The sequence below is a fragment of the Sporomusa malonica genome, from assembly GCF_900176355.1.
Taxonomy (GTDB): domain Bacteria; phylum Bacillota; class Negativicutes; order Sporomusales; family Sporomusaceae; genus Sporomusa; species Sporomusa malonica.
In genome coordinates, this window is record NZ_FWXI01000025.1 from 1 (window position 1) to 22,096 (window position 22,096).

At 44.2% G+C, this 22,096-nt stretch carries 18 protein-coding genes; 16 read left to right on the top strand and 2 right to left on the bottom strand.

From position 1 onward, the window contains the following. Nucleotides 1–620: 620 nt before the first annotated feature. Both B9A22_RS21015 and B9A22_RS21020 read right to left on the bottom strand, forming a co-directional pair. On the bottom strand, nt 621–2,087 hold the full coding sequence (locus B9A22_RS21015) for a sensor histidine kinase (RefSeq protein WP_245824087.1): 1,467 nt from the start codon (nt 2,085–2,087) through the stop codon (nt 621–623). A gap of 44 nt (nt 2,088–2,131) precedes the next feature. Continuing rightward, nucleotides 2,132–2,806: a response regulator transcription factor gene (locus B9A22_RS21020; RefSeq protein WP_084577913.1), complete on the bottom strand. Its 675-nt coding sequence runs from the start codon at nt 2,804–2,806 to the stop codon at nt 2,132–2,134. A 111-nt stretch (nt 2,807–2,917) separates the two neighbouring features. Between B9A22_RS21020 and B9A22_RS21025 the strand changes: the two genes are divergently transcribed. From B9A22_RS21025 to B9A22_RS21100, 16 genes are all read left to right on the top strand, one after another. Next, nucleotides 2,918–4,225: a TolC family protein gene (locus tag B9A22_RS21025; RefSeq protein ID WP_245824088.1), complete on the top strand. Its 1,308-nt coding sequence runs from the start codon at nt 2,918–2,920 to the stop codon at nt 4,223–4,225. A gap of 2 nt (nt 4,226–4,227) precedes the next feature. After that, nucleotides 4,228–5,307, top strand: a complete 1,080-nt coding sequence (locus tag B9A22_RS21030; RefSeq protein WP_084577914.1) for an efflux RND transporter periplasmic adaptor subunit — start codon at nt 4,228–4,230, stop codon at nt 5,305–5,307. Nucleotides 5,308–5,336: 29 nt separating this feature from the next. Further along, nucleotides 5,337–6,554, top strand: coding sequence for an ABC transporter permease (locus tag B9A22_RS21035; RefSeq protein ID WP_084577915.1), 1,218 nt, complete (start codon nt 5,337–5,339; stop codon nt 6,552–6,554). Nucleotides 6,555–7,063: 509 nt separating this feature from the next. Further along, on the top strand, nt 7,064–7,750 hold the full coding sequence (locus tag B9A22_RS21040; RefSeq protein WP_084577916.1) for a response regulator transcription factor: 687 nt from the start codon (nt 7,064–7,066) through the stop codon (nt 7,748–7,750). 331 nt (nt 7,751–8,081) lie between these two features. Further along, entirely contained in the window at nt 8,082–9,209 is a 1,128-nt protein-coding gene (locus B9A22_RS21045; RefSeq protein WP_084577917.1) for a PIN domain-containing protein, read from the top strand. Between the two features lie 134 nt (nt 9,210–9,343). After that, nucleotides 9,344–9,772 (top strand): flagellar hook capping FlgD N-terminal domain-containing protein, encoded by a 429-nt coding sequence (locus B9A22_RS21050; protein ID WP_084577918.1) that lies wholly within the window; start codon nt 9,344–9,346, stop codon nt 9,770–9,772. Between the two features lie 125 nt (nt 9,773–9,897). Continuing rightward, nucleotides 9,898–11,772 (top strand): flagellar hook-basal body complex protein, encoded by a 1,875-nt coding sequence (locus B9A22_RS21055; protein WP_084577919.1) that lies wholly within the window; start codon nt 9,898–9,900, stop codon nt 11,770–11,772. A gap of 91 nt (nt 11,773–11,863) precedes the next feature. After that, nucleotides 11,864–13,351, top strand: coding sequence for a flagellar hook-associated protein FlgK (gene flgK / locus B9A22_RS21060; RefSeq protein ID WP_084577920.1), 1,488 nt, complete (start codon nt 11,864–11,866; stop codon nt 13,349–13,351). Between the two features lie 22 nt (nt 13,352–13,373). Beyond that, nucleotides 13,374–14,879 carry a flagellar hook-associated protein FlgK gene (gene flgK, locus B9A22_RS21065; RefSeq protein WP_084577921.1) on the top strand — a complete coding sequence of 502 codons (1,506 nt, stop codon included), beginning with the start codon at nt 13,374–13,376 and terminating at the stop codon, nt 14,877–14,879. A gap of 14 nt (nt 14,880–14,893) precedes the next feature. Next, complete coding sequence (locus B9A22_RS21070; RefSeq protein ID WP_084577922.1) at nt 14,894–16,417, top strand: flagellin N-terminal helical domain-containing protein; 1,524 nt, start codon at nt 14,894–14,896, stop codon at nt 16,415–16,417. 24 nt (nt 16,418–16,441) lie between these two features. Then, on the top strand, nt 16,442–18,427 hold the full coding sequence (fliD, locus tag B9A22_RS21075; RefSeq protein WP_084577923.1) for a flagellar filament capping protein FliD: 1,986 nt from the start codon (nt 16,442–16,444) through the stop codon (nt 18,425–18,427). Nucleotides 18,428–18,461: 34 nt separating this feature from the next. Next, the gene (locus tag B9A22_RS21080) at nt 18,462–18,881 is read left to right on the top strand and encodes a hypothetical protein (protein WP_084577924.1); all 420 of its coding nucleotides are present in this window, start codon (nt 18,462–18,464) and stop codon (nt 18,879–18,881) included. Between the two features lie 35 nt (nt 18,882–18,916). Further along, nucleotides 18,917–19,315: a flagellar protein FlaG gene (locus B9A22_RS21085; RefSeq protein ID WP_176215635.1), complete on the top strand. Its 399-nt coding sequence runs from the start codon at nt 18,917–18,919 to the stop codon at nt 19,313–19,315. 54 nt (nt 19,316–19,369) lie between these two features. Next, nucleotides 19,370–19,762, top strand: coding sequence for a flagellar export chaperone FliS (gene fliS, locus B9A22_RS21090; RefSeq protein WP_084577926.1), 393 nt, complete (start codon nt 19,370–19,372; stop codon nt 19,760–19,762). 22 nt (nt 19,763–19,784) lie between these two features. Further along, nucleotides 19,785–19,985, top strand: coding sequence for a carbon storage regulator (locus B9A22_RS21095; RefSeq protein ID WP_084577927.1), 201 nt, complete (start codon nt 19,785–19,787; stop codon nt 19,983–19,985). Between the two features lie 239 nt (nt 19,986–20,224). Continuing rightward, nucleotides 20,225–22,018 (top strand): flagellin N-terminal helical domain-containing protein, encoded by a 1,794-nt coding sequence (locus tag B9A22_RS21100; RefSeq protein WP_084577928.1) that lies wholly within the window; start codon nt 20,225–20,227, stop codon nt 22,016–22,018. Nucleotides 22,019–22,096: the final 78 nt, after the last annotated feature.

Sequence of the window (22,096 nt, forward strand, 5' to 3'; positions counted from 1 at the left end):
GAATTAAGATAAAGTACATAAACAGAACGCTGATAAACGCCGAAGGTACTTGGCTGGAAACGGCCTGGGAGATTAGGAAGTTGCTGGTTAGTAAAGTACTCACGAAAGTGAGTGCTTTTTTGGTCTACCAGAATTTATAACGCAATTCTGTTGACATAAGAACGACTAAGGCTTCTGCCGGCGTCCTGAAGGACTTGGCACAAGCCAAGTCTTTTCTTATTATATATAGCGAAAAAGCTTAGACCGTTCAGAGTACCCCAACTGCTGGAGGTGCATTTTGCTGTCTCAAATCTTGATGTGACTCCAAAAGTTAGACAATATAATTAAGCTGATAATGAGGATTGAATCCTGTATTGCATAGGATTCAGTCCTTTTAGTTTGCCTTGATTATTGTAAAAAGATATTCTCTTATGACTACTAATCTAATGGCCTCAATGGTGCTATTGTGCGTAAGCCAGGCTGCCATCTATGCGTTTGTGGGTGCATTCTGGACCTGGCACTGATTTAGAAATAAGCGGCGGAAAATTTGCTGTTCAAATTCCCCGTGATCCATGGACGTGGTAGTGAAAAAAAGTGGCGGAAGGCTGCTGGAGTTCTGCATGGGGGGGACATATGACGGTTCAAATTTTATTGGCTTCGGTGAGGTCAAACCAAAACATAACACCGCCTTCACCATTTTCAACTCCATAACCATTGCCATGTAGTTCCTGGATAGCCCGCACAATAGATAGGCCTAACCCGTATCTGCCATATTCTCTAGTGCGGGCATCGTCTACTTTATAGAAACTTAACCATATTTTCTCAAGGCTTTCTTCCGGTATTGGTTGGCCGGAGTTATAGACAAAGACTCTGATTTTATCTTCTATATTCAGAGCAGTAATCTTAATGAGATATGGCAGTTCAGCGTGGTCAATGGCGTTAGTAAAAAGATTGAGAAGAATCTGCTCAATGCGCAATGGATCGCCATTGACCCAATGACTGGCTGTACTGGCATACTCAAGAGTAATAGCTCTTTTTTCCAGAACGGTCAGGTATTTTTTTGCAATATCTTTCAGCATAAGGTCAAGGTCAAAATCGGTTCTGTTTAATTGATATAGTCCTGATTCAATCTGGGAAAGGTTGAGCAAGTCTTTGACCAGCTTGTCCATTTTTTCAGCTTCATCAATAATTACCGAACAATAAAAATCTTTGCTAGCCGCATCGCGTGCAATATCTTCCTTCAACCCTTCGGCATAGCCCAGTATCAGCGAGATCGGGGTTTTTAGTTCATGTGAAACACTGGAAACGAAGTATTTGCGCATTTGATCCAGTGATCGTTCTTTCTCAACATCAGCCATTAGTTGCTGATTTTTTTTGTTTAGCTCAGAGATAGCAGCATCTAGTTGGTCAGATAAATAATTAATGTTTTGGCCAAGTTCGCCCAGCTCATCGCCACGGGTTACTGTACATTTCTGCGAAAAGTCAAGCTTAGACATGCGTTGGGCAATTCGATTAAGATCCAATATCGGTAATGTAAATTTCCTGGAAAAAAAGAAAGCCCAACCGCATCCTGCTAATAGTGTCAGTATTCCTGTTAAGGTCATAAAATGAGCTGCTGCAACAGCGCTTTCTGACATAGGGGCGAGCGGTTGTCTGATGATTAAGATATCACCGTTTTTAAGCTGGCGTTCCAGAACCATGAACTCAATCTGTAACATCTGATCGAGCTGTATCTCGAGGATAGTTTGGCTATTAATCGCTTGGCTGCTTTTGACTAATTGTGTTGATTTGGGTGGAATTCTGAACTGATTTTTCGGGGTATAATTAGCATCTGCATTAGGTAGCAGCAGAGAATCTGGCGGCCTATGATTAATGAAGCGGTCGAAAGAGGTATACTTAATCGGACCAGTAGGCGCGAAGATGATGACACCGGCCCCTAAGGTGTTTGCTGCCCGCTCCAGTTCCAGGGATATTTCTTCTGGGCTTCCGTGGTATAAGTCATTTATCGTTTGACTATTTGCCAGCAAGGCCTCTTGCTTTTGCCAGGTGTAGAATTTTTCTAGGCCAATCCCCATCAAGCTTAAGGATATAAGTACAAAAAATAGCATAAGACAGCTTAAACTAACGAAGAGTCTTGTTTTAATAGATACTCTCATTTGTCTTCCTCGAATCTATAACCATAACCCCGGATGGTATGTATAAGAATGCTTTTATCTCCTAGCTTATTTCTAAGCCTGTTTATATGAGTGTCCACAGTCCTTAGGTCGCCGAAGTAGTCATAAGTCCATACCTGGTCGAGAATTTGCTGGCGACTTAATGCGGTTCCGCTGTTTTTTGTCAAATAAAAAAGAAGTTCATATTCTTTGGGACTCAAATCAAGCAGTTGGTCGTCGATGAATACTTGGCGGGCGGCTGCATCAATCAATAGGCCGCTATATAAGGCGGTTTTTTCTTTGTTTTCCTGATCAACTCGCCGGAACAGCGCATTCACCCGTGCTGTCAGGACCTTAGGACTAAACGGCTTGGTGACATATTCGTCGGCGCCCAGCTCAAAGGCCACAAGCTGATCGGCTTCTTCTCCCTTGGCTGTCAGCATGATAACCGGAATGTTAGCGATTTTCCTGATTTCTTTGCATACCATCAAGCCATCCAGTTTTGGCATCATGACATCAAGAATAACCAAATCCACCTTTTCTTTAGGCAAAAGCTCAAGAGCTAATTGTCCATTATCTGCCTCAAGTATGCTGTAGCCTTCGCGTATAAGGAAGTCGGCAACCAGTTTTCTCATGCGTAGTTCATCATCAACAATTAAAACTGTTTTATTCATAAAAGTCTCCTCTGAGGAAAATATTGCGTAAATATAACTTTCGTAACAAAAATGTAACAAATCTCCTTCATAATTAAGGGTAGTGGATAAGTAGCATGAAGGAGAATACCTGTGAAACCAAATAAAAAAGGGCGTATTGCCAAATTGTTAGGAACAATATGGATTGTGTTTGCACTGAGTCAGCCGGTGATGGCTGCGTCGATTGAGTTATCGTTAGACGATAGTATTGCTCTGGCATTAAAAAATAACGCCGATCTAAAAATCGCTCAATCCAGCAGAGAAAAGACATATTGGACAGTTAAACAAGCAGAATCAAATAAAAACTTAGATGTAAGCCTTGCTCACACAGATACGCGCTATAGTTCACCGGTAACGATTACTGATAACCAGAGCAGTGCTAATAAATTTAACAATCAGCTGTCGCTCAGTATTCCGATTTATTCAGGCGGAAAATTAGAAAGCCAAGTCGAGCAAGCAAAACTTGATCTTAAAGTTGCTGACCTTACTATAGATTTGACAAAACAACAGCTCAGGCAAACTGTGACTACCTACTATTTCAATGTGCTGCACTATCGCAACGAAGTGAAAGTAAATCAAGGAACGGTGGATAATTATGCTGCCCACTTAAAAAATGTGCAGGATCAATACCGAATCGGGACTGTGGCCAAGTCTGACGTACTCGCAAGTCAGGTTGAGCTAGCCAATGCAGAGGACGATCTTATCCAGGCTCAAAGCAACTATCAATTGGCAGTAGCCAAACTTAATCATGTCATCGGACTCCCGCTTGTCAGTGAGTTAACACTTAAAGAAGACTTGAAGTATCAAACCTATCCTGCCACCTTTGAAGACTGTACTCAAACCGCCTTAGTTAACCGGCCTGAGATCGCCGAATATCAGGCAAAAATTGCCAGTGCCCAGGCAGATATCAAGATTGCCAAAAGCGGCTACTTACCAACTGTTGAATTTGCCCTGTCCCAAAACTGGTATGACAAAGATTTCCCTGGCCTAGACAATAGCAATTGGCAAGCAACGCTGACAACCTCCTTGAATCTATTTGACTCAGGTCTTAACAAGTCTAAGGTTAAACAGTCAAAGTACAACTTAGACACAGTGCAGGAACAAGCAAGACAGCAGCGAGACACGGTATTGTTAGAGGTGCGCGAGTATTACTTGAGCATGCGCGAAGCCGAAAAACGGATTGATATCAAGAAAGTAGCGGTTGAGCAGGCTGAAGAGAGTCTGAAAATTGCCGAGGCTCGTTACAAGGTGGGCGTGGGCACAAATCTAGCCGTTTTTGACGCCGTAGTGGCTTTAAACCAGGCTAAGTTGAACGACATTAAGGCTTTATATGACTATAATACCAGCAAAGCCCAACTTGAAAAAGCCATAGGTACAGCAATTGAGGAGAAACGAGGTTAGGTATGCAAAGATTTTGGGAGAAAATTAAGCAATATAAAGGGTGGGTCATCGTGCTTGTTGTGGTGGCACTGGCTGCAGCAGGCGGGGCAGCCTATTTTGCTAAGCGGAACACTGCAGTTGTTGCCGAGGCAACAACAAGTACTGTAGGGCTCAGTGATATTACTGCGACAGTGTCAGCTACAGGAACGATTTCAGCCGTTAACTCAGTTGAGATCAGTTCACGCGTAACCGGTCTAATCAAACGATTGAATGTAAAAGAAAATGACAGAGTAACAGCCGGACAGGTATTAGTTGTGCTGGATGATTCTACTCTCAGAGCGCAATTGGCCCAGTATGAGGCCCAATTATCAAACTATGCCTCTATCTATGAGCGGAGTAAACAACTGGCAGATATCGGCGGACAGTCACTTCAGCAGCTGGAAGCTGACCGTACAAACTATCTTGTAGCCCAGGCTACCTATAACAATTATGCATTACAACTAGACTATTATGTAATCAAGGCGCCCCTTGATGGCATTGTAGTCGGCAAGCCTACGCCTGCCGGCCAGACGGTAGCTCAGGGTATCTCTACGCCGCAGGTTATTATGACAATTGACGATATGTCCCAAATGCAGATTAAGGTGCTTGTTGATGAAACCGACATTGGCAGGATTAAGGTTGGGCAAACGGTGTCCTTCAGCGTAGATTCTTATACCGATAGAAAATTTTCCGGTAAGGTAACAAGTATCTCCAAGAGTGCTACCACCTCATCGAATGTGGTCTATTATCCGGTCTATGTTGATGTTGATTCGCCAGGAGGCTTATTATATCCTACTATGACAGCCAGGGTTACGGTCAATGTCGGTGAGAGCAAAAATGCACTTGTGGTGCCATTAGCGGCAATTAAGGAAGAAAAGGAACAAAAGTATGTTCAAGTGATGGTGAACGGTAAATCTGAAAAGGCATTGGTCAAAGTCGGTTTGAGTGATGATGAAAAAGTAGAAATCCTAAGCGGCTTAAATGAAGGCGATCAGGTTGTGCTGCCTGCAGCCAAGGCAAAAACAGCAACAAGCAACAATAATCAAGGGCCGCCTCCCATGTAGAGGTAAAGTGAAATAGAGGGGGTGAGGTCATGTTTTGGGAAAGTGTTTTAATTGCATTCGAGGGGCTCAGAGCAAATAAGCTTCGAGCCATCCTTACTATGCTGGGCATTATCATTGGTGTTGGCGCTGTTATTGCCATGGTGTCTATTGGCTTAGGTGTGCAGCAAAAAGTACAAGCTTCGATTGCCAGTCAGGGCAGCAACCTGCTCATCATTATGCCTGGCGCTAATTCTCCTTCAGGCGGGGTACGTCTGGCAGCAGGCTCCAATATTACGCTGACCAAACAGGATGCCCAAGCCATTGCCCGCGAAATTGTCGGTATTAGTTATGTTGCACCTGCTGTCAGCCAACAGTTTCAGATTATCTATAATAATCAGAACTGGAAAACCAGTGTCCAGGGGACTACGCCGGAGTTTTTGACGATCCGTAATTTTGAGGTTGCCTCTGGCAGTTTTTTTAGTAGTCGGGATGATAATGCCCGGGCCCGGGTGGCTGTACTGGGGCAAACAGTAGCAACCAATCTGTTTGGCAATATCAGCCCGGTAGGTCAGACCATCCGTATGGGCAACGCCCCCTTTCGGGTCGTTGGGGTACTGGCAAGCAAAGGTCAATCCTCAATGGGGCAGGATCAGGACGACTTGGTTCTTGTGCCGCTAAGCACAGCGCAAGAGCGGATGATGGGGATTACATACATAAACAGCATCAGTGTCCAGGTAGAGAGCGAGAAACTGATTGATCAGGCCCAAAATGATATTACTACCCTTTTACGGGCGCGTCACCGTTTAGCGGCGAATGCCGACAATGATTTCTCAGTACGCAATCTGACAGCACTGTTGGCGATGATGACCGAGACTACCAGCACCATTACGATATTACTGGGTAACATTGCTGCTATCTCTTTGGTGGTCGGCGGTATTGGGATTATGAATATCATGCTGGTTTCAGTAACTGAGCGGACACGGGAGATCGGTATCAGGAAGGCCTTGGGGGCCACTTACCGGAATGTCTTGCTGCAATTTCTGATTGAGGCCATTGTTATCAGTGTTACCGGTGGTTTGGCTGGCATCTTGCTGGGAGTGGCTGGAGCCCGCGTGATATCGCTGGTCGCCGGCTGGAATACCGTTATTTCCCCATTGGCCATTATCGCCGCCTTTGGTGTGTCAGTCATGATCGGCGTTTTCTTCGGAATTTATCCTGCACGCAAAGCAGCGCTCTTGCACCCTATTGATGCACTAAGATACGAGTAGTAACAATAAATATAAAGGTAAAGCCAAGGCACCCAATCATCATGTAGTGTAGATGATTGGGTGCCTTAATTAAAATTCAATGCTGTTGTTTTACGGTTATAACATAGAAGGTTATCCGAGTAAACTAGCTCAGGTCTAGTATTTTATTAACGCGGTGCAAGAAAAAGAGATATCCTGCCGCAACCAATAGGTAAAATATTGTTTCCATCAATGAGTACCTCCTGATTGTAATATGCAAGAAGGTAACTGGTTTTTCTTCAAAGATAATCGTGTTGACATTATGTACATTATAATGTAGGTTTTTTAGAAATTTATTTGAAAGAAATTAATCCAAGCACAACTAAAAGCGAAGCTGACGCCTGCATCTTCCTTCTCAGCCTAGTGCTTAATTCTTTTCAAATAAATATTTAAACTAAATAAATTTCCAATATTTATCTGACAGAATAGAATATATGGAACCCAAGGATGGGTAATTTTCACAAGGTTGTGGTTACAAAGGGTGTAGTTACGTGAAACTACTGCTCGTAGAAGACGAAAGTAAACTAGTTGACTCATTATCGCATTTATTAAAAAAGAATGGCTTCGTAGTGGATGCCGCGCTTGATGGCCAAACAGGCCTGGAAATGGCCTGCACCGGTATCTATGATATTATTGTGCTAGACCGCATGCTGCCCTATCAGGATGGAGTATCTTTACTAAAGGAATTTCGCGGTCTGGGCCATGATATCCCTGTTATCTTCTTAACTGCCAAGGATTCGCCTGAAGACCGGGCCGAGGGCCTGGATGCGGGCGCTGACGATTACTTGATTAAGCCCTTTTACTCGGTTGAGTTATTAGCGCGGCTCAGAGCCTTAACCCGTCGTCGCGGCAAAGAACTAGCGGAAACTGTATTAGCTGCCGACGACATTGTCTTAAACCCGCTGCGCTGCCAAGTAGTAAAAGGCAATGAGGTAGTTCAGTTAACACTGAAGGAATCCCAATTGTTGGAGCTGTTAATCCGTAACTACGGACATGTAGTGACCAAAGAGCAAATTATCCAAAAGGTATGGGGATACTTTTCTGAAGCTGAGTTTACCACCGTCAATCTGTATATTCATTACCTGCGAAAAAAACTCAAGATATCTAATCTGAAAACCGTATGGGGCGTAGGTTATTGTTTGCATAAAAGTAAAGATGCGCTAAGTGCGGCAAATTAAGCTCAAAGGCTGCCCAAAGATGAGCAGCTAAAGTTGCTTTTTAATGTAAGCGCAATACTTTCGCATCATTCTATGGTCATTATGTACAGCAGCTTCCCTTCAGGCAATCCCGTCAGTTTTCGGTCCTTTTAAGTCAGCGGCAACATTGGACTACTAGGGGCAGCCTAAAACCAGCTAGATTTCTGAAAAAGGTCTAGCTGGTTTAATTTATATTTCAAACGATTATTTAATATTATATATATAATATTAAATATCATTTGAGGATAAAATCCTATTTGATTGCTACATAATTGCGGGGGCTTTAAACTGCTGTTAAAAGGAGAATTAAATTGTGCAATCTGTAATTCAGCATATAAATACGGAAGTGTTAAATTTAAAGAAATTATTGAATGATCTTATGGAGTGTTCTGATATTGTTCGATGGAACTACTCGAAGATAATAATGTCTGGCGGTGACTACCACTGGGAAGAATTGAATGATAATGGACGAAAAATACAAGATCAGTTGCTTAATAATTATAATCGATTTACCACTTTGATTCGATTTTTGACAAATGATTTGTCGAGTGCTCAACAACGTGCTATGGAGACCTCAGCCCAAAAGGTGTTTAACCTCATTGAACAAAATGGTTTTCTTTTTAGAATGAATAAAGAAGAGCAGATTAATAGTGCAATGAAGGCTATTGATCAACAATTTAATTTGATAGCTACATCATATGAAGTGACAGATGACTACTGCTTGATAATTCCTGATAGTAGTACTCTGATTGCTAATTCGGAGATTGATAAGTGGAAATTCGAGGAGATCGACAGATTTAAAATAATGTTATTGCCAACAGTAGTAGATGAACTCGAGAAAGCCATTACAAATAATGATCCCGTGAGAAATAAGCATAAAAATAAAATTTTGGAATATACAAAGCTTGGCAATATTATTGATGGAGTAAAAATTAATGAACACAATATAATTAAACTTGTTGATGAGTTACAAAAAACAGAAAAAACACTATCATGGCTCGACATAAATAATAATTACGATGTAGTAATTGCATCATATTTTGAAATTGTAAAGGCAAACCCGCACTCACAAGTAATTCTTATAACAAACAATCCAAGTTTGCGAGAAAAGGCACTCTCATCAAACGTAACCCATATTAAACCACCGCTTCTTCCTGTTGAGATTAAACCAGTAAAGAGTACATCAGTAGATATTAAACCAGTTGTTGAACCAGTCAATACTGCGCCAGCAGCTATTAAACCAAAAGAAAAGGTTATGCCACCAGATAGTAAATCAGAGAATAAACCAACAAAGGTTACGGTACCACCTAATATGCTAAATAGACCGCCAGCTATTGGGCCAATAGTACCTAAAGTTAAATCTAAACCTATAACAGATATTAAGTTACCGACTACTAAACAAAAAGATGCTAGGTCAAAAGCAAGTAAACCAAAACGGTAATAAAAGGTGTTGTCTCAATCCAGAATTTGAGGCAACACCTTTTATTTAATTTTCTTTAATAAAAAATAAATATTTATTTGCGATACTAAGCATAGAATTAAAATATTTGTCAAAATAAGGGAGGAAAAAGAAATATGAGTACTACATCATCGGTTAGTTCGACTACGTCGACAACAAGTACCTCTAGCACCACCAGTTCATCTTCTGCAAGTTTGGATTTTGAGGAGTTTCTCCAGATATTGGCTACAGAACTGAAATACCAGGATCCTGACGATCCAGTCAGCGGTACCGAATATGTGTCTCAGCTGGCTCAAATCAGCTCGTTATCCGCGTTGTCCGAGATCAGCACTTCAGTAAATAATTCTGCAGCGTTTAGTCTGATTGGAGAAGAGGTTACGTATTCTACTACCAACACTTCTGGCGAAACGGTTACAGGCACGGGGACGGTGCTGTCGGTAACGGTTTCCGGCAGCAATACATATGTCAATGTTGACGGCACAACGGTAGATTATGGTTCCATTACTAAGGTGGGAAGTGAAGATACTACTACATCTTCAACCTAGTATGAAAATACTAGATACTCATTAAGTAAGTGTTACTTTTAACCGGACCCAATCAGGGAGGTTATTTTCTATTTCTGAATGACAGATGAAATAGTAATATGGATAATTAGGAGGTTTTTTCTTGTATGGCTATGATGGTCGCATTATCTTCCGCGGTTTCGGGGCTCAAGACTGAACAGACTGCCCTCGACGTAATCGCTAATAATATCGCCAACGTTAATACTACAGGCTACAAATCACAGACAGTTACTTTCAGTGATATGTTGAGCCAGACGATCAGCGCTGGTTCCGGTGCTACCGCAACGACTGGCAGCACCAACTCCCAGCAGATTGGTCTCGGTGTCAGTATTGCCAGCACTGACACTGATTTGAGCGTAGGCAGCACCTCGTCATCCAGCAATTGGACTGATGTGGCTCTTACCGGCTCAGGCTACTTTATTGTACAGACCGAAACTGCTGGTGAATATGAGTTTTCTCGAGCTGGCACTTTAAATGTTGACGACTCTGGTAACCTGAATATTGATGGTTATATCGTTTGCGGCTGGGAGGAATATACTCTCGATGCTGATGGCAACAAGGTTTACAATACCGATGGTGATGTAGAGCCGATTAATATTTACAGCGATGATTACAGCGGCAATAAGAAAACGCTGGCTGCACTGGAAACTTCTTCTGCGGATTTTTCTGGGGTTCTTGGCTCCTCAGCCGACGTGACGGCAGGTGCCACTGGGCTGACCTCTATCGGCGACACAACAGATCTGGATTATGACGCAGCCTCGGAAATTACTATATATGATGAACAAGGTAACGACTATGATGTTACCACCAACTGGAAAAAATGCGCTGTTGAAGGTGACATAACCACTTGGTATTGGGAAGCCAGTGCTGATGATGCGACAATAAGCCCTTCCAGCGGTTATGTTGCTTTTGATTCAGAGGGTAAGATGGTTACTTCGGCTACCACACTTTCGGCAGCAGTCGCGGACACGGCCGGTTATACCAGTTCCAATGTGAGTGTGGGGACTGGCGTGGCAGATGGTACTTATAATGTGACAGTAACGGGTACAAGTGGTGCCTATACTGTCACACTGTCAGATGGTACGAATACCTATACAGCAAGTTCAACCGATGGCGCAGCTACGTTTACTACAGGATCAGGAACCATCACCCTGTCTGCACCAGCAGCGGTTTCGACAGGCACATCTACCTTTACGGTCGCATCTGGCACGGCGGCAGTCACTGACGCAGGCTACGCATATTCCAATGTTAGCATTGGTGCCGGTTCGGCAGCAGGTGCTTACAGTACTACTGTAACACAGAATGCAGATGGCTCCACCTGGGATGTCGCATTGACCTATCCGGACGGAACGACCAAGACGGTAACTGGTTCTAAGGATGGTGCAGCTACATTTACGACAACGGCAGGAACCATCACCTTGTCTGCACCGACGAGTGTGCAAGCGGGTACGACGACATTTACTGTCGCCTCAACGACCACCAATTTCGATAGTACCCCGACCCTTACCGTAACAACACCGGCGTCAGCTGGCACAGACGCAATTACTGTCGCATTGGACTTTGCGGATATTACAACCTCTAATACCAGCGACTCAGTGGCTGGTGATGCCAATGGCTATTCGGCAGGAACAGCGTCAAGTTATAGTATTTCTTCAGATGGCACTATTTATTGTACGTACGATAATGGAGAAAAATTGTCAATAGGCCAAATTGCGCTGGCGGTGTTTGATAATGCGGAAGGATTGGAAAAAGTCGGGGGCAATTTTTATACTGCTACGATCAGTTCAGGTGATTATCGCACCGTTGTTGCTGGTGAAGGCGGCTCAGGTAAGATGACCTCCTACGCAGTAGAACTTTCCAACGTCGATTTGGCGTCTCAGTTTAGTTCGATGATGATCAGTCAGCGGGCCTATCAGGCTAATAGTAAAGTCATTTCCACTTCCGACGATATGCTGCAGTCGCTTATCAATATGGTGGGATAACGCCGGTAATATAGCAAAACGATGATAACAGCCGGCTGCCGGCGTATGTGCAACGCGGTCGGTACAGTTATCTGGTAAAGGGAGGCAAAGTATGTCGACTTTCGGCACATATAGCATCGCTTATTCGGGAATGTATGTGAATCAGGCCGCTCTGACAACAACAAGCACTAATCTTGCCAACGTCGATACTACCGGAGCTTCAAAGGTGCAAGTGGCCAGTGCTGATTCATACACTGTCACGTCAAGCGAGACATCGAAGGGAAATGGTGTTAGCGTAGCATCGATTACGCGATCGCGTGATATATATCTTGACAGCACTTACCGGACGCAAAATGCCGATTCTGCCTATTTGTCGGTAAAAAGCGGTAATATGGAGTATATCGACACTCTGTTGACTGAATATGACGTTGTTACTACTAGTGACGATGATACTACTACCACCACCTCCGGTGTGGAAGCGGCGATCACTGATTTTTTCGATGCATGGGAAACGTTGTCTACATCTTCGACTGCCGAAAGTGATCGCGTGGCGGTGGTAACAGCTGGGGGTGATTTGCTCAGCACGCTAACCTCTATCGACGAGGCGTTACAGCAACTGCAGGCAGATGCTGTAACTGGGGTGAACGATGGTGTGGACAGTCTTAACGACCTTGCCGGGCAAGTTGCAGAGTTGAATGTGCAGATTGCTCAGGCAGAGGTAGGCGGCGGCGAGGCCAGCTACCTGCGGGATCAGCGGGATGCTCTGTTAGATGAGATGTCTGGTTTGGCCAATATTAGTGTTACTGAAACCAATGGAACGCTTAGAGTTACAATGGATGGTGTATCGCTGGTGAATGGTAGTAAGACGAATACATTGGTTGTTGAAGGCAGTGGGACAACCGATGATCCATTGACAGTGAAGTGGGCTGATTCGGGCGTCGAAGCCGATATTAGCAGTGGGAGTATAAAGGGTTATCTGGAAGATGCAGATCAAACCGGTTACGAAACCATTGACGCCAGCGATCTTCCTTATGACTTTACTACAAGTGCAACTAGTTCGATTAGCACCATGCGGCAAGCTCTCAATGTTTTGATTACTACGCTTGCCATTGAACTTAACTCCTTGGCCAGTTCGGGTGTCGACCTTGACGGCAATGCCGGTCTTGATTTTTTTACAGCCATTGATTCCAGTCAGCCGCTAAGTATCACCAATATCGAGGTTAACCCTGAACTGGTCAAGGATGCGGACAAAGTAGTTACTTCATCCAGCGATCAAGACGGTAACAATAGTATTGCTGATGCGATTTGCGACCTTGATAGTGATACCTCCTATCAAAACGACGGGACATCACTTGATATCATCGATTTTTATGCGGCGGTGACTACCTGGCTGGCGACTGCCGGCGATACCGCGGCGAGTGATTATGAAACTCAGGCAACTCTAGTCTCGCAGTTAGACAACCAGCGACAAGCTGTTTCTGCCATTTCCATCGATGAGGAAATGTCGAACATGATCAAGTTTCAAACGGCCTATTCTGCCAGTGCCAGGGTTATGAATACGATTGATGAAATGCTTGCTGCTCTGATGGATGCAATTTGATTAGAATAAGGGGGGGAGCGAAATGGCTTCAACTTTTGCGGGACTTAGTATTACCAGCCGAGGGTTAAATGCTGCTCAGGTAGGACTGACGGTGACCACGAATAATATGAGCAATATAGATACAGATGGTTATTCCAGGCAAGTGGTGAGTCAGACATCAATTGGTCCGGCGGCGGTTTATAGTAGCAGTTTAGTTGGTGCTGGGGTAGAGGTTACTTCTGTAGATAGGGTGCGGAGTTTCCGACTTGACCAAAAGTACTGGCAGACAAATAGCGCAGCAAGTGAATTAGAAGCCCAGTCCTATTACCTGGAATCTATAGAGGAGGTTTTCGGCAGTACGTCTACCAGTGATATCACTACAGATCTGAATACTTTTGCAACAGACCTGGAAACTCTAGCTACCGACCCGACCAATGAATCAACCAGGGCTACGGTACTGGCAGATGCTGAAACCTTCTGTGAAACACTTAATTCTGCCGCTGATGAGCTGTCCCAGATACGCAGCGATATCAACAGCGATGTGTACACAACCGTGGAGCAGATCAACTCTTATGCTGAGCAAATTGCCGCATTGAACAAGCAGATTTCCGTAGCTACGGCCTCGGATGCTTCTACTAATGACTTAGAGGATCAGCAGGATTTACTGGTTGATGAACTTTCTGGGCTGATTGGTATTGGCGTAACTGAAACCGATAAAGGCGAATATACAATTACTGTTGATGGAGTCGCATTGGTAAGCGGTGATGACGCGAACGAACTGGAATGCTATACGGTCACCGATGCCACTAGTGATCAGTATGGCATGTACGGCATCCGCTGGGCAGAAAGCGGCGAAGATTTTGATACAGGTGATTCAGGCGCACTCAATGGCTACCTTGCGGTACGGGATGGTAACAGCTCGGAGAACAAAGGTGTAGTCTACTATAGCAACCAATTGGATGAATTTGCGCGGACCTTTGCCGAGGCCTTCAATGAAGGTGTTACCTCTGGCACAACCACCTATAATGGTCATGCTGATGGGGTAGGTATTGACGATACGACCGATATCCGTTTCTTTACCTATGATGACCTATCGTCAGAAGAGCTGATGGCAAGTGGCACAGATATGGATGAGATCTACAGTAATATTACTGCAGCGAATATCTCTGTATCAAAAGACATTCAAGAGGATACTGACAAGATTGCAACAGCCTCGTCTGACGGCGAGGAAGGGAATAGTGAAAATATTGATGATATTATCAGCATCTGTTCGGATGTCAATGTTTCCGGAAATGCCACAATTACAGATTTATACAATGTGATTGTCGCCACTGTCGCCGGCGACAGTGGCTCTGCGAAAAACGCATACGAGCGTAAGAGTGCTAACGCAACCTATATCGATACCAGCCGGTCTTCCGTGTCAGGGGTTTCCAGTGATGAGGAGACGGTTAATTTGACTGTCTATCAGTCAGCGTATGCCGCATCAGCCTCCATGGCGAGTGCCTGGAATGAAGTATATGATACTATCCTGGCGATGGTAGATGATTAGAAAGGAGGTTTCTTATGTTTCGTGTAACTAATGGCATGATGGCAGCCAATACTCTGAGGAATATTGGCGCTGCCGCCAGTCGGCTGGCAACAGCAAATGAGGCTGTTGCGTCCAATATGAAGATTCAATTGGCTTCCGATGACTCGAAGGTGGCGACGCGGGCAGTAACCTACCGCAGCTATGTCTCCCAGATAAAGCAATACCAGGATAACGCTGACGCCGCAGACGCCTGGCAGACGGTCACCGATGATTCTTTATCAGCAGTGAGCGATTATGTTTCACAATTGAAAGAATACGCAACTGCTGCATCTAGTGATACTAAGACTGCTGAGGATCTGCAATCGATTAAGACATCAGTCGAAGCATTGCTGAAAGATGTTATTTCAGTTTTGAATAATGATACTTCCGGTAGTTATATTTTTGGCGGTTACAGTACCAGCGAGGCACCTTATGAGGTGGTGAGCACCGACATTGGTGACACTGTGACTTTCAAAGGAGAATATTTGAGCTTGGGTGGTGTGATATCAGCAGAGGTATCTGATAGTGATATCCAAAATTTCTATGCTGCGAATGCCAGCAATGTCTATGATTCTTTAACAGATGCAGCAGATGCTGCACTGGCTGCTAATACCAAGGCGCAAGCCGCTCTCGCTGCTGATCCCACTAATGTTATTCTAATTGCTAAGGCCGCTTCTGCTCAGACTACTTCCGATACATTAGCGGCGGCTGTCACTACTTATGGCGGTTCTACTAATCTAACTACGGCGGCGGCTGAGGCTGAGACTGATGTTGATACTTTAACAACAGCCATTACTACTTATGGCGGTACTACCGATTTAACAACTGCAGCAGCGAATGCGCTGGCTGATTATACGACTGCTCAGGCGGCTGCTGATGCTGATTCCACCGACACTGCCTTAGCTGAGGCTGCAGCTAAGGCTAAGATTACTTCGGATACATTAGCGACCGCTGTTACTACTTATGGTGGTGCTACTACCCTGACGGCTGCGGCAGCTGAGGCTGATACCACTTCTAAAACATTAGCGGCTGCTGTTACTAACTCAGATCAGGATATTAACTACAATATCAATTTTGGCACTGAAGTTACCGTAAATGTTGAGGGACAAGACGTTACCGGCGAAGGGTCCGACAATCTCTTTAATACGATTCAAAAACTATTGCTCGCGCTGGATGGTGATACCAGCTATAAGACGGTTACCGGAACTGACTCGTCAGGTACTGCGATCGTTGAAACAGTTGATTTATCTATAACCGATCTAATTGACGAATTCAACACTGCTCTTGGCCGGGTGACGGCTTCTCAGGCCTCATTGGGTGCGAGTATGTCTAGTGTGACCAATGTAGCTGACCGGTTGGACGAGGCCTATGAGGCGTATAGTTCGCTGCTGACAGACAATGAGAATATCGATACGGCAGTAGCGACTACCGAATTATCTAGCGCTGAGTATACGTATGAAGCGGCGCTTGCGGTCGGGGCTAAGGTAATTTCCAAGTCGCTGATTGATTATATCGCGTAATAATGATAAAAGGAGGCGGCGTAAATGTCCTCAAGCAGCAGCATAACCACCAGCACGGTTAATGGAACAACCCGGATTACTGGTTTGTCTTCCGGCATAGATGTGGATGGCATTGTTGAGCAACTGATGACTGCTGAGAAGGCCAAGAAGTTAAACAAATTACAACAAGCGGAACAAACAGCAGAATGGACCCAGGAAGCATATCAAAGCGTTACCTCTGATCTTACAGATTTCAGCAATACGTACTTTAGTACAACCTCGTCCAGCAGCATCATGAGAGCTAGTAATTTTATACAGTACTCTGCCACTAGCAGTGACAGTGCCGTTACAGTGACGAGCGCTAGCTCGGCTAGTGCTGGGAGTCATACTGTATCAGTCACTCAACTGGCTACGAAAGCTACGCTTAGCAGTGGCAGCAGTGTTTCCAAGGAGGTTCAGGGGTCGGCGGCGGCTGAGTATACCAGCCTTAGCGGTGAAAGCTTTGTTATCACCTTAGATGGTACTGATTATACAGTTGACCTTGGCGCTGTAACTGATGATTCTGATCTCGCATCATTGCAAGCGGCGATTGATGAAGCCGTCGGGTCAGACAAAGTTACTGTCAGTAAAAACGCCAGCGGCTATCTGGAAATCACAGCTGACGTCGACTCGGGTGTACAGGCTATTACCGTCAGCGCCACTAGTTCAAGCGATAAGGGGTTGACCCACCTCGGTTTCGGTACCGATGCCATACTTTCCAACCGCTTGGACACCTCTGATACACTAGAAACAATTGCCGACCAGTTAAACTCGTCTACAGCATTGGCGTTTACTGCTGATGGAGAGGTCGAATTGACGATCAATGGTACTACCTTATCTTTTGACAAAGACGATACACTAGATGAGATGATGGACGAGATCAACGATGCTGATTTAGGGGTCACAATGACCTATGACTCGCTTACTGGCGAGCTGGTGATGACGGCCGACAAGACAGGCGCTGGTAATTCTTTGGTAGTGGCTGACTCGGGCACAAGTAACTTTGCGGCATTGCTGCTAGGGGAGGCCACTGCTGGCTTAGATGCCAAACTAACGATTGACGGTCAGGCTTTAACCCGTAGCACTAACTCTGTTACTATTGACGGCGTGACATATACAGCAAATGCTGTAACGGCAACGATTGCCGATGACGGTACTATCACTGATGACGAACCTGCCACGGTAACAGTAACGCAAGATACTGATGGCGTTTATGATCTGATCGAAAGTTTCGTGGACGCTTATAATACGTTGATTGATTCCATCAATAGCTTGGTGGATGAAAATGCTGATTCAGACTACCCGCCACTTACGGACGCTCAAAAAGAAGAAATGACCGATGATGAGATTGAGGATTGGGAAGCCAAAGCGAAAGTAGGGTTACTAGAAAGTGACTCGATCTTAGAAAATATTTTAGGTGACTTACGGACAGCACTGATTGATTCAATTTCCGGCTTGACGACCAGTCTCTCCGATATCGGCATAAGCACCGGTAACTATGACGAGCAAGGTACGCTATCTATTGATGAAGACGCACTGACAGCAGCCATTGCAAGTGATCCGGAAGCCATTATGAATCTTTTTACACAGACAGCTACCTCCACGGCTACCACCACATCAGTTGCTGGCAAGTCACTTGGGAATAATTCGGTTATGCGCTCTTTGAACGCAACTGACTTGAGTACTAGGTACAAAGAGGAAGGCATTGCCTACCGTTTTTACGATATCCTTCAGGCAAATATTTCGACCATTCGCGATAGTGCAGGCAATAAAGGAACTTTATTGGAAAAAGCCGGTACTGAGAATGATGCTACCGAAACGGACAACACGTTGACCACACTCATTGAAAAGTATGAACAGGAAATTGAGGATGAGGAAGACCGGCTGGACGAATTCGAAGAGAGACTATATGCCAAATATACGACATTAGAAACTTATATTAGTACCATGAATTCACAGCTTTCAGCCATTACTTCACTTACCAGTAGTTGATCTGGCAATAATACTTTTTCGAGGAGTGGATAGTATGGGGCAATGGGAAGAAGCTTACTGTTGCTTAAACCAAAAGATACAAATTCTTGAGAAAATTGCTGCCAACACCGAAACCCAGTGCCGTTTTATCCAGAACCGAAAGATGAAAGGTCTAGAGCGCGTGCTGAGAGAAAGAGCTGAGCTACTCGAAGAACTGGTGGCTATAAATGCAGCGTTAGCAAGCGATCAAAGCTGGCAGCTTCTACCTCAGTTAGTAGCAATGATGCAGGATACCACCAATAAGCAAAAGGAAATGATAAATCGCAGCCACCAAGTGTTGCAGCAAGCTATCGACGAAAAGGCTTGTATTGCCGCCGAATTAAAAAATAGCAAGATTCAGCGGCAAGTCAAAAGTCAGTATGTAAATCCCTGGGCTAGTATGGCGCGGGGACACCTCATCAATGAAAGAGGCTGAGAAATACTATAAAAATACGGAAGGTGGTTAATGATTTGAGCATTACAAATGTTAATAGTAATGCTAGTAGAATATCTTCAACAGCGGTAGCGGCAACTAAGCCAGCTAATATCCAGGACGTAATAATAACGAATGAATCAAATAGCCGTGTTGTACAAGATGCAGATAATAAACAATATCCGGGAACCACTGCTGATAAAAATCAGTTTAGTAAAAGTGAGCTGGAAAATGTTACCGAAAAATTAAATAATTTTATGCAATCAATTAATACCGATATCAGATTTGAATTGCATACTGAAACCAATACGCTCATGATACAGGTTGAGGACAGTAAAACTCACGAAGTACTCAAAGAAGTTCCTGCACATGAACTTTTAGATATGGTGACTAGAATAAGGGAGTGTATAGGCGTTTTTTTGGACAAAAAGGCATAGCCTACTGCTGTTGGCAGGATGTTGATTAATCTGAAGGTACGAGGGGGAAGTGTCATGAATGCTGCAAATACTGCCAATGCATATAAAAGACAACAAATCATGACCGCGTCGCCAGAAGAGTTAACGCTGATGTTGTACAACGGAGCTGTCCGCTTTGTCACAGAGAGCATTCTGGCTATTGAAAAAAAAGATATAAAAAAGGCACACACTGCGAATATGCAGGCGCAGAATATCGTGCGTGAATTTATGGTGACACTGGACATGAAACAGGAAATTTCTCAGAAATGGATATTGATTGATGAATATATACTACATTGCTTAATTCAGGGCAATATAAAAAAGGATAAGCTCAAACTGGAAGAAGCCAAAAGATTGCTGATAGAATTTCGCGATACATGGTTTCAAGCTATGAAGCTGGTGCGAATGGATAAAGCTGTAGGGAAATAATTATTTGCGAGGTGGAAGCATTATGCTGGTATTAGGACGAAAACCTGGCGAATACGTTATGATCGGAAAAGACATAATGGTTAAGGTCGTCAAAAGTGATGACGGCCACTTAAGACTGGCAATTGATGCGCCAAAATCTATAAATATTATCCGTGGAGAAATATACGACGGTCAATTAATTAATTTGCAAGAAAAATTAAATAGCGGTTATGCTGAAACCTAAAAAAGGGGCTGTGCTGGAAAAAATCAGCACAGCCCCTTTTAAAAAAAAGATAATAATAAGTCGTTTTGTGAATTACTAAACATTTTTCCAATATTCATCCTCGAAAATTATTGTAAGTAAACAGGAAAGGAGGCCTCTCACCATTGACTCCTCGTCAGGAGTCGCTCATTCGCGCAAAAATCTAATGCAAAAATGGTGCACGGAAGCTAAATTTTTTTCAAAATCAAGGAGGAATAATTATGTCAATGGTAATCAGTACAAATATGTCTGCTTTAAACACCACAAATATTTTAAACAAAAACTCGGCTCTCATGAATTCATCATTGGAAAAACTGTCATCCGGTTATTCCATCAACAGTGCCGCTGATGATGCTGCAGGACTGGCCATCTCCGAAAAAATGCGCGCCCAGATTGAAGGTCTTAATCAGGCCAGTGACAACTCCCAGGACGCAATATCCCTGACTCAGACGGCAGATGGAGCACTTGACGAAACCAACGAGATCCTAAAACGTATGCGCGAACTGGCTGTAAAGGCTTCTTCTGATACCTTAACCGATGATGACCGACAAGCCATCCAGGATGAGGTTGACACACTCCGTCAGGAAATCGACCGTATCTCTGATGATACCGAATATAACACCATAAAGCTGCTCAATGGCAACAGCGGTTCTGCGACCTCCGTATCTGGTGTAAATTCATCTGCCATTGTTGCTACCTCAACTGCTGCCGGCAATAATACAACAACAGGTGACTATACGGTAAATTATACCTCGGTTGCAACGCAGGCAACTACCGGTCTTGCAACATCCACTACTGGGATTGCATCTATAACTGACGACGCCTCGGCTTTTGCCGGCGATGTTACCATTAACGGCACAACAATAACCATCGAGTCTGGTGATACTATTGAGGGTGTTCTTGAAAAGATTAATGACGAAACTGCTACTACTGGCGTAACTGCCACCTTGAATACAGATACTGCTGGTCAATACTACATTGAATTAAAAGACGAAACCTATGGTAGTGCTTCTTCAGTTACTGTAGCTGCTGCAAATGCCACATTAACTGGCCTGTTTAATACAACAACAGACACTACTACCACAAGTGTTACTGTTACCGGTACAGACGCAACTGGTACCATTAACGGGGCAACTGCTACCGCTGAAGGGAATACCTTAACGGCTTTCGATCTCACTGTTACTGGTGATGATGCAACCTTGGAAAAGCTTGCTACTGCTAAAGCCGATATGGCTGCGTACGCTACTGGTACTGATACTTTAACAGCTGCAGCCACTGCGACTCAGACTGCTTTAGATACTGCAGTAACTGCTTTATCTGGTAGTACCGACACTGATGTCACTGCTGCATTAACTACTCTACAAGCCACTACCGCTTATACTGATGAGTATGATGCTGCGGTAAATGAATTAGCCATTGCTGTTGCTGAAAGTACTGACGCTGCTGATGCTGGTAATTATGCTACTTACATTGCTGCTAAGACTCTTGATAATGCAGCCGATGTAGCAGCAGCTTCTGATGCTGCTCCCGGTACTACTACAGTCGCTCAATATTTAGCTGCTACTGCTACTGCTACTGCTGAGGTTACTGTAGACAACAGCAGTGCCCTGACTTTCCAGGTTGGTGCCAACTCCGATCAGACCATGACGATTTCCATCAACGATATGGACGCCAACGCTCTGGGTGTAGCTGGCAGTACTTCCGACACCGGTATTGATCTAAGCTCTGCCGAAAATGCTACCGATGCAATCACAACCATCGATAAGGCCATCAGTAAGATTGCTTCTGAACGGTCCAATCTTGGTGCCATCCAGAACAGTCTGGAAAGCAATATCAATAATCTGGACACCGAAAGTGAAAACCTGACTTCGGCCGAATCTAATATCCGCGATACCGATATGGCTGCCGAAATGGCGGAATATACCAAACTAAGCGTTATCACCCAGGCAGCCACTGCAATGCTGGCTAAAGCCAACTCCCAGCCGCAACAAGTATTGACTCTACTGCAAGGTTAATAAATTTATAGGGTAGTTCCCAAAAATTAAATTAAGCCCCTGATACTGGACACTTAGAAACAAGTCCATTATCAGGGG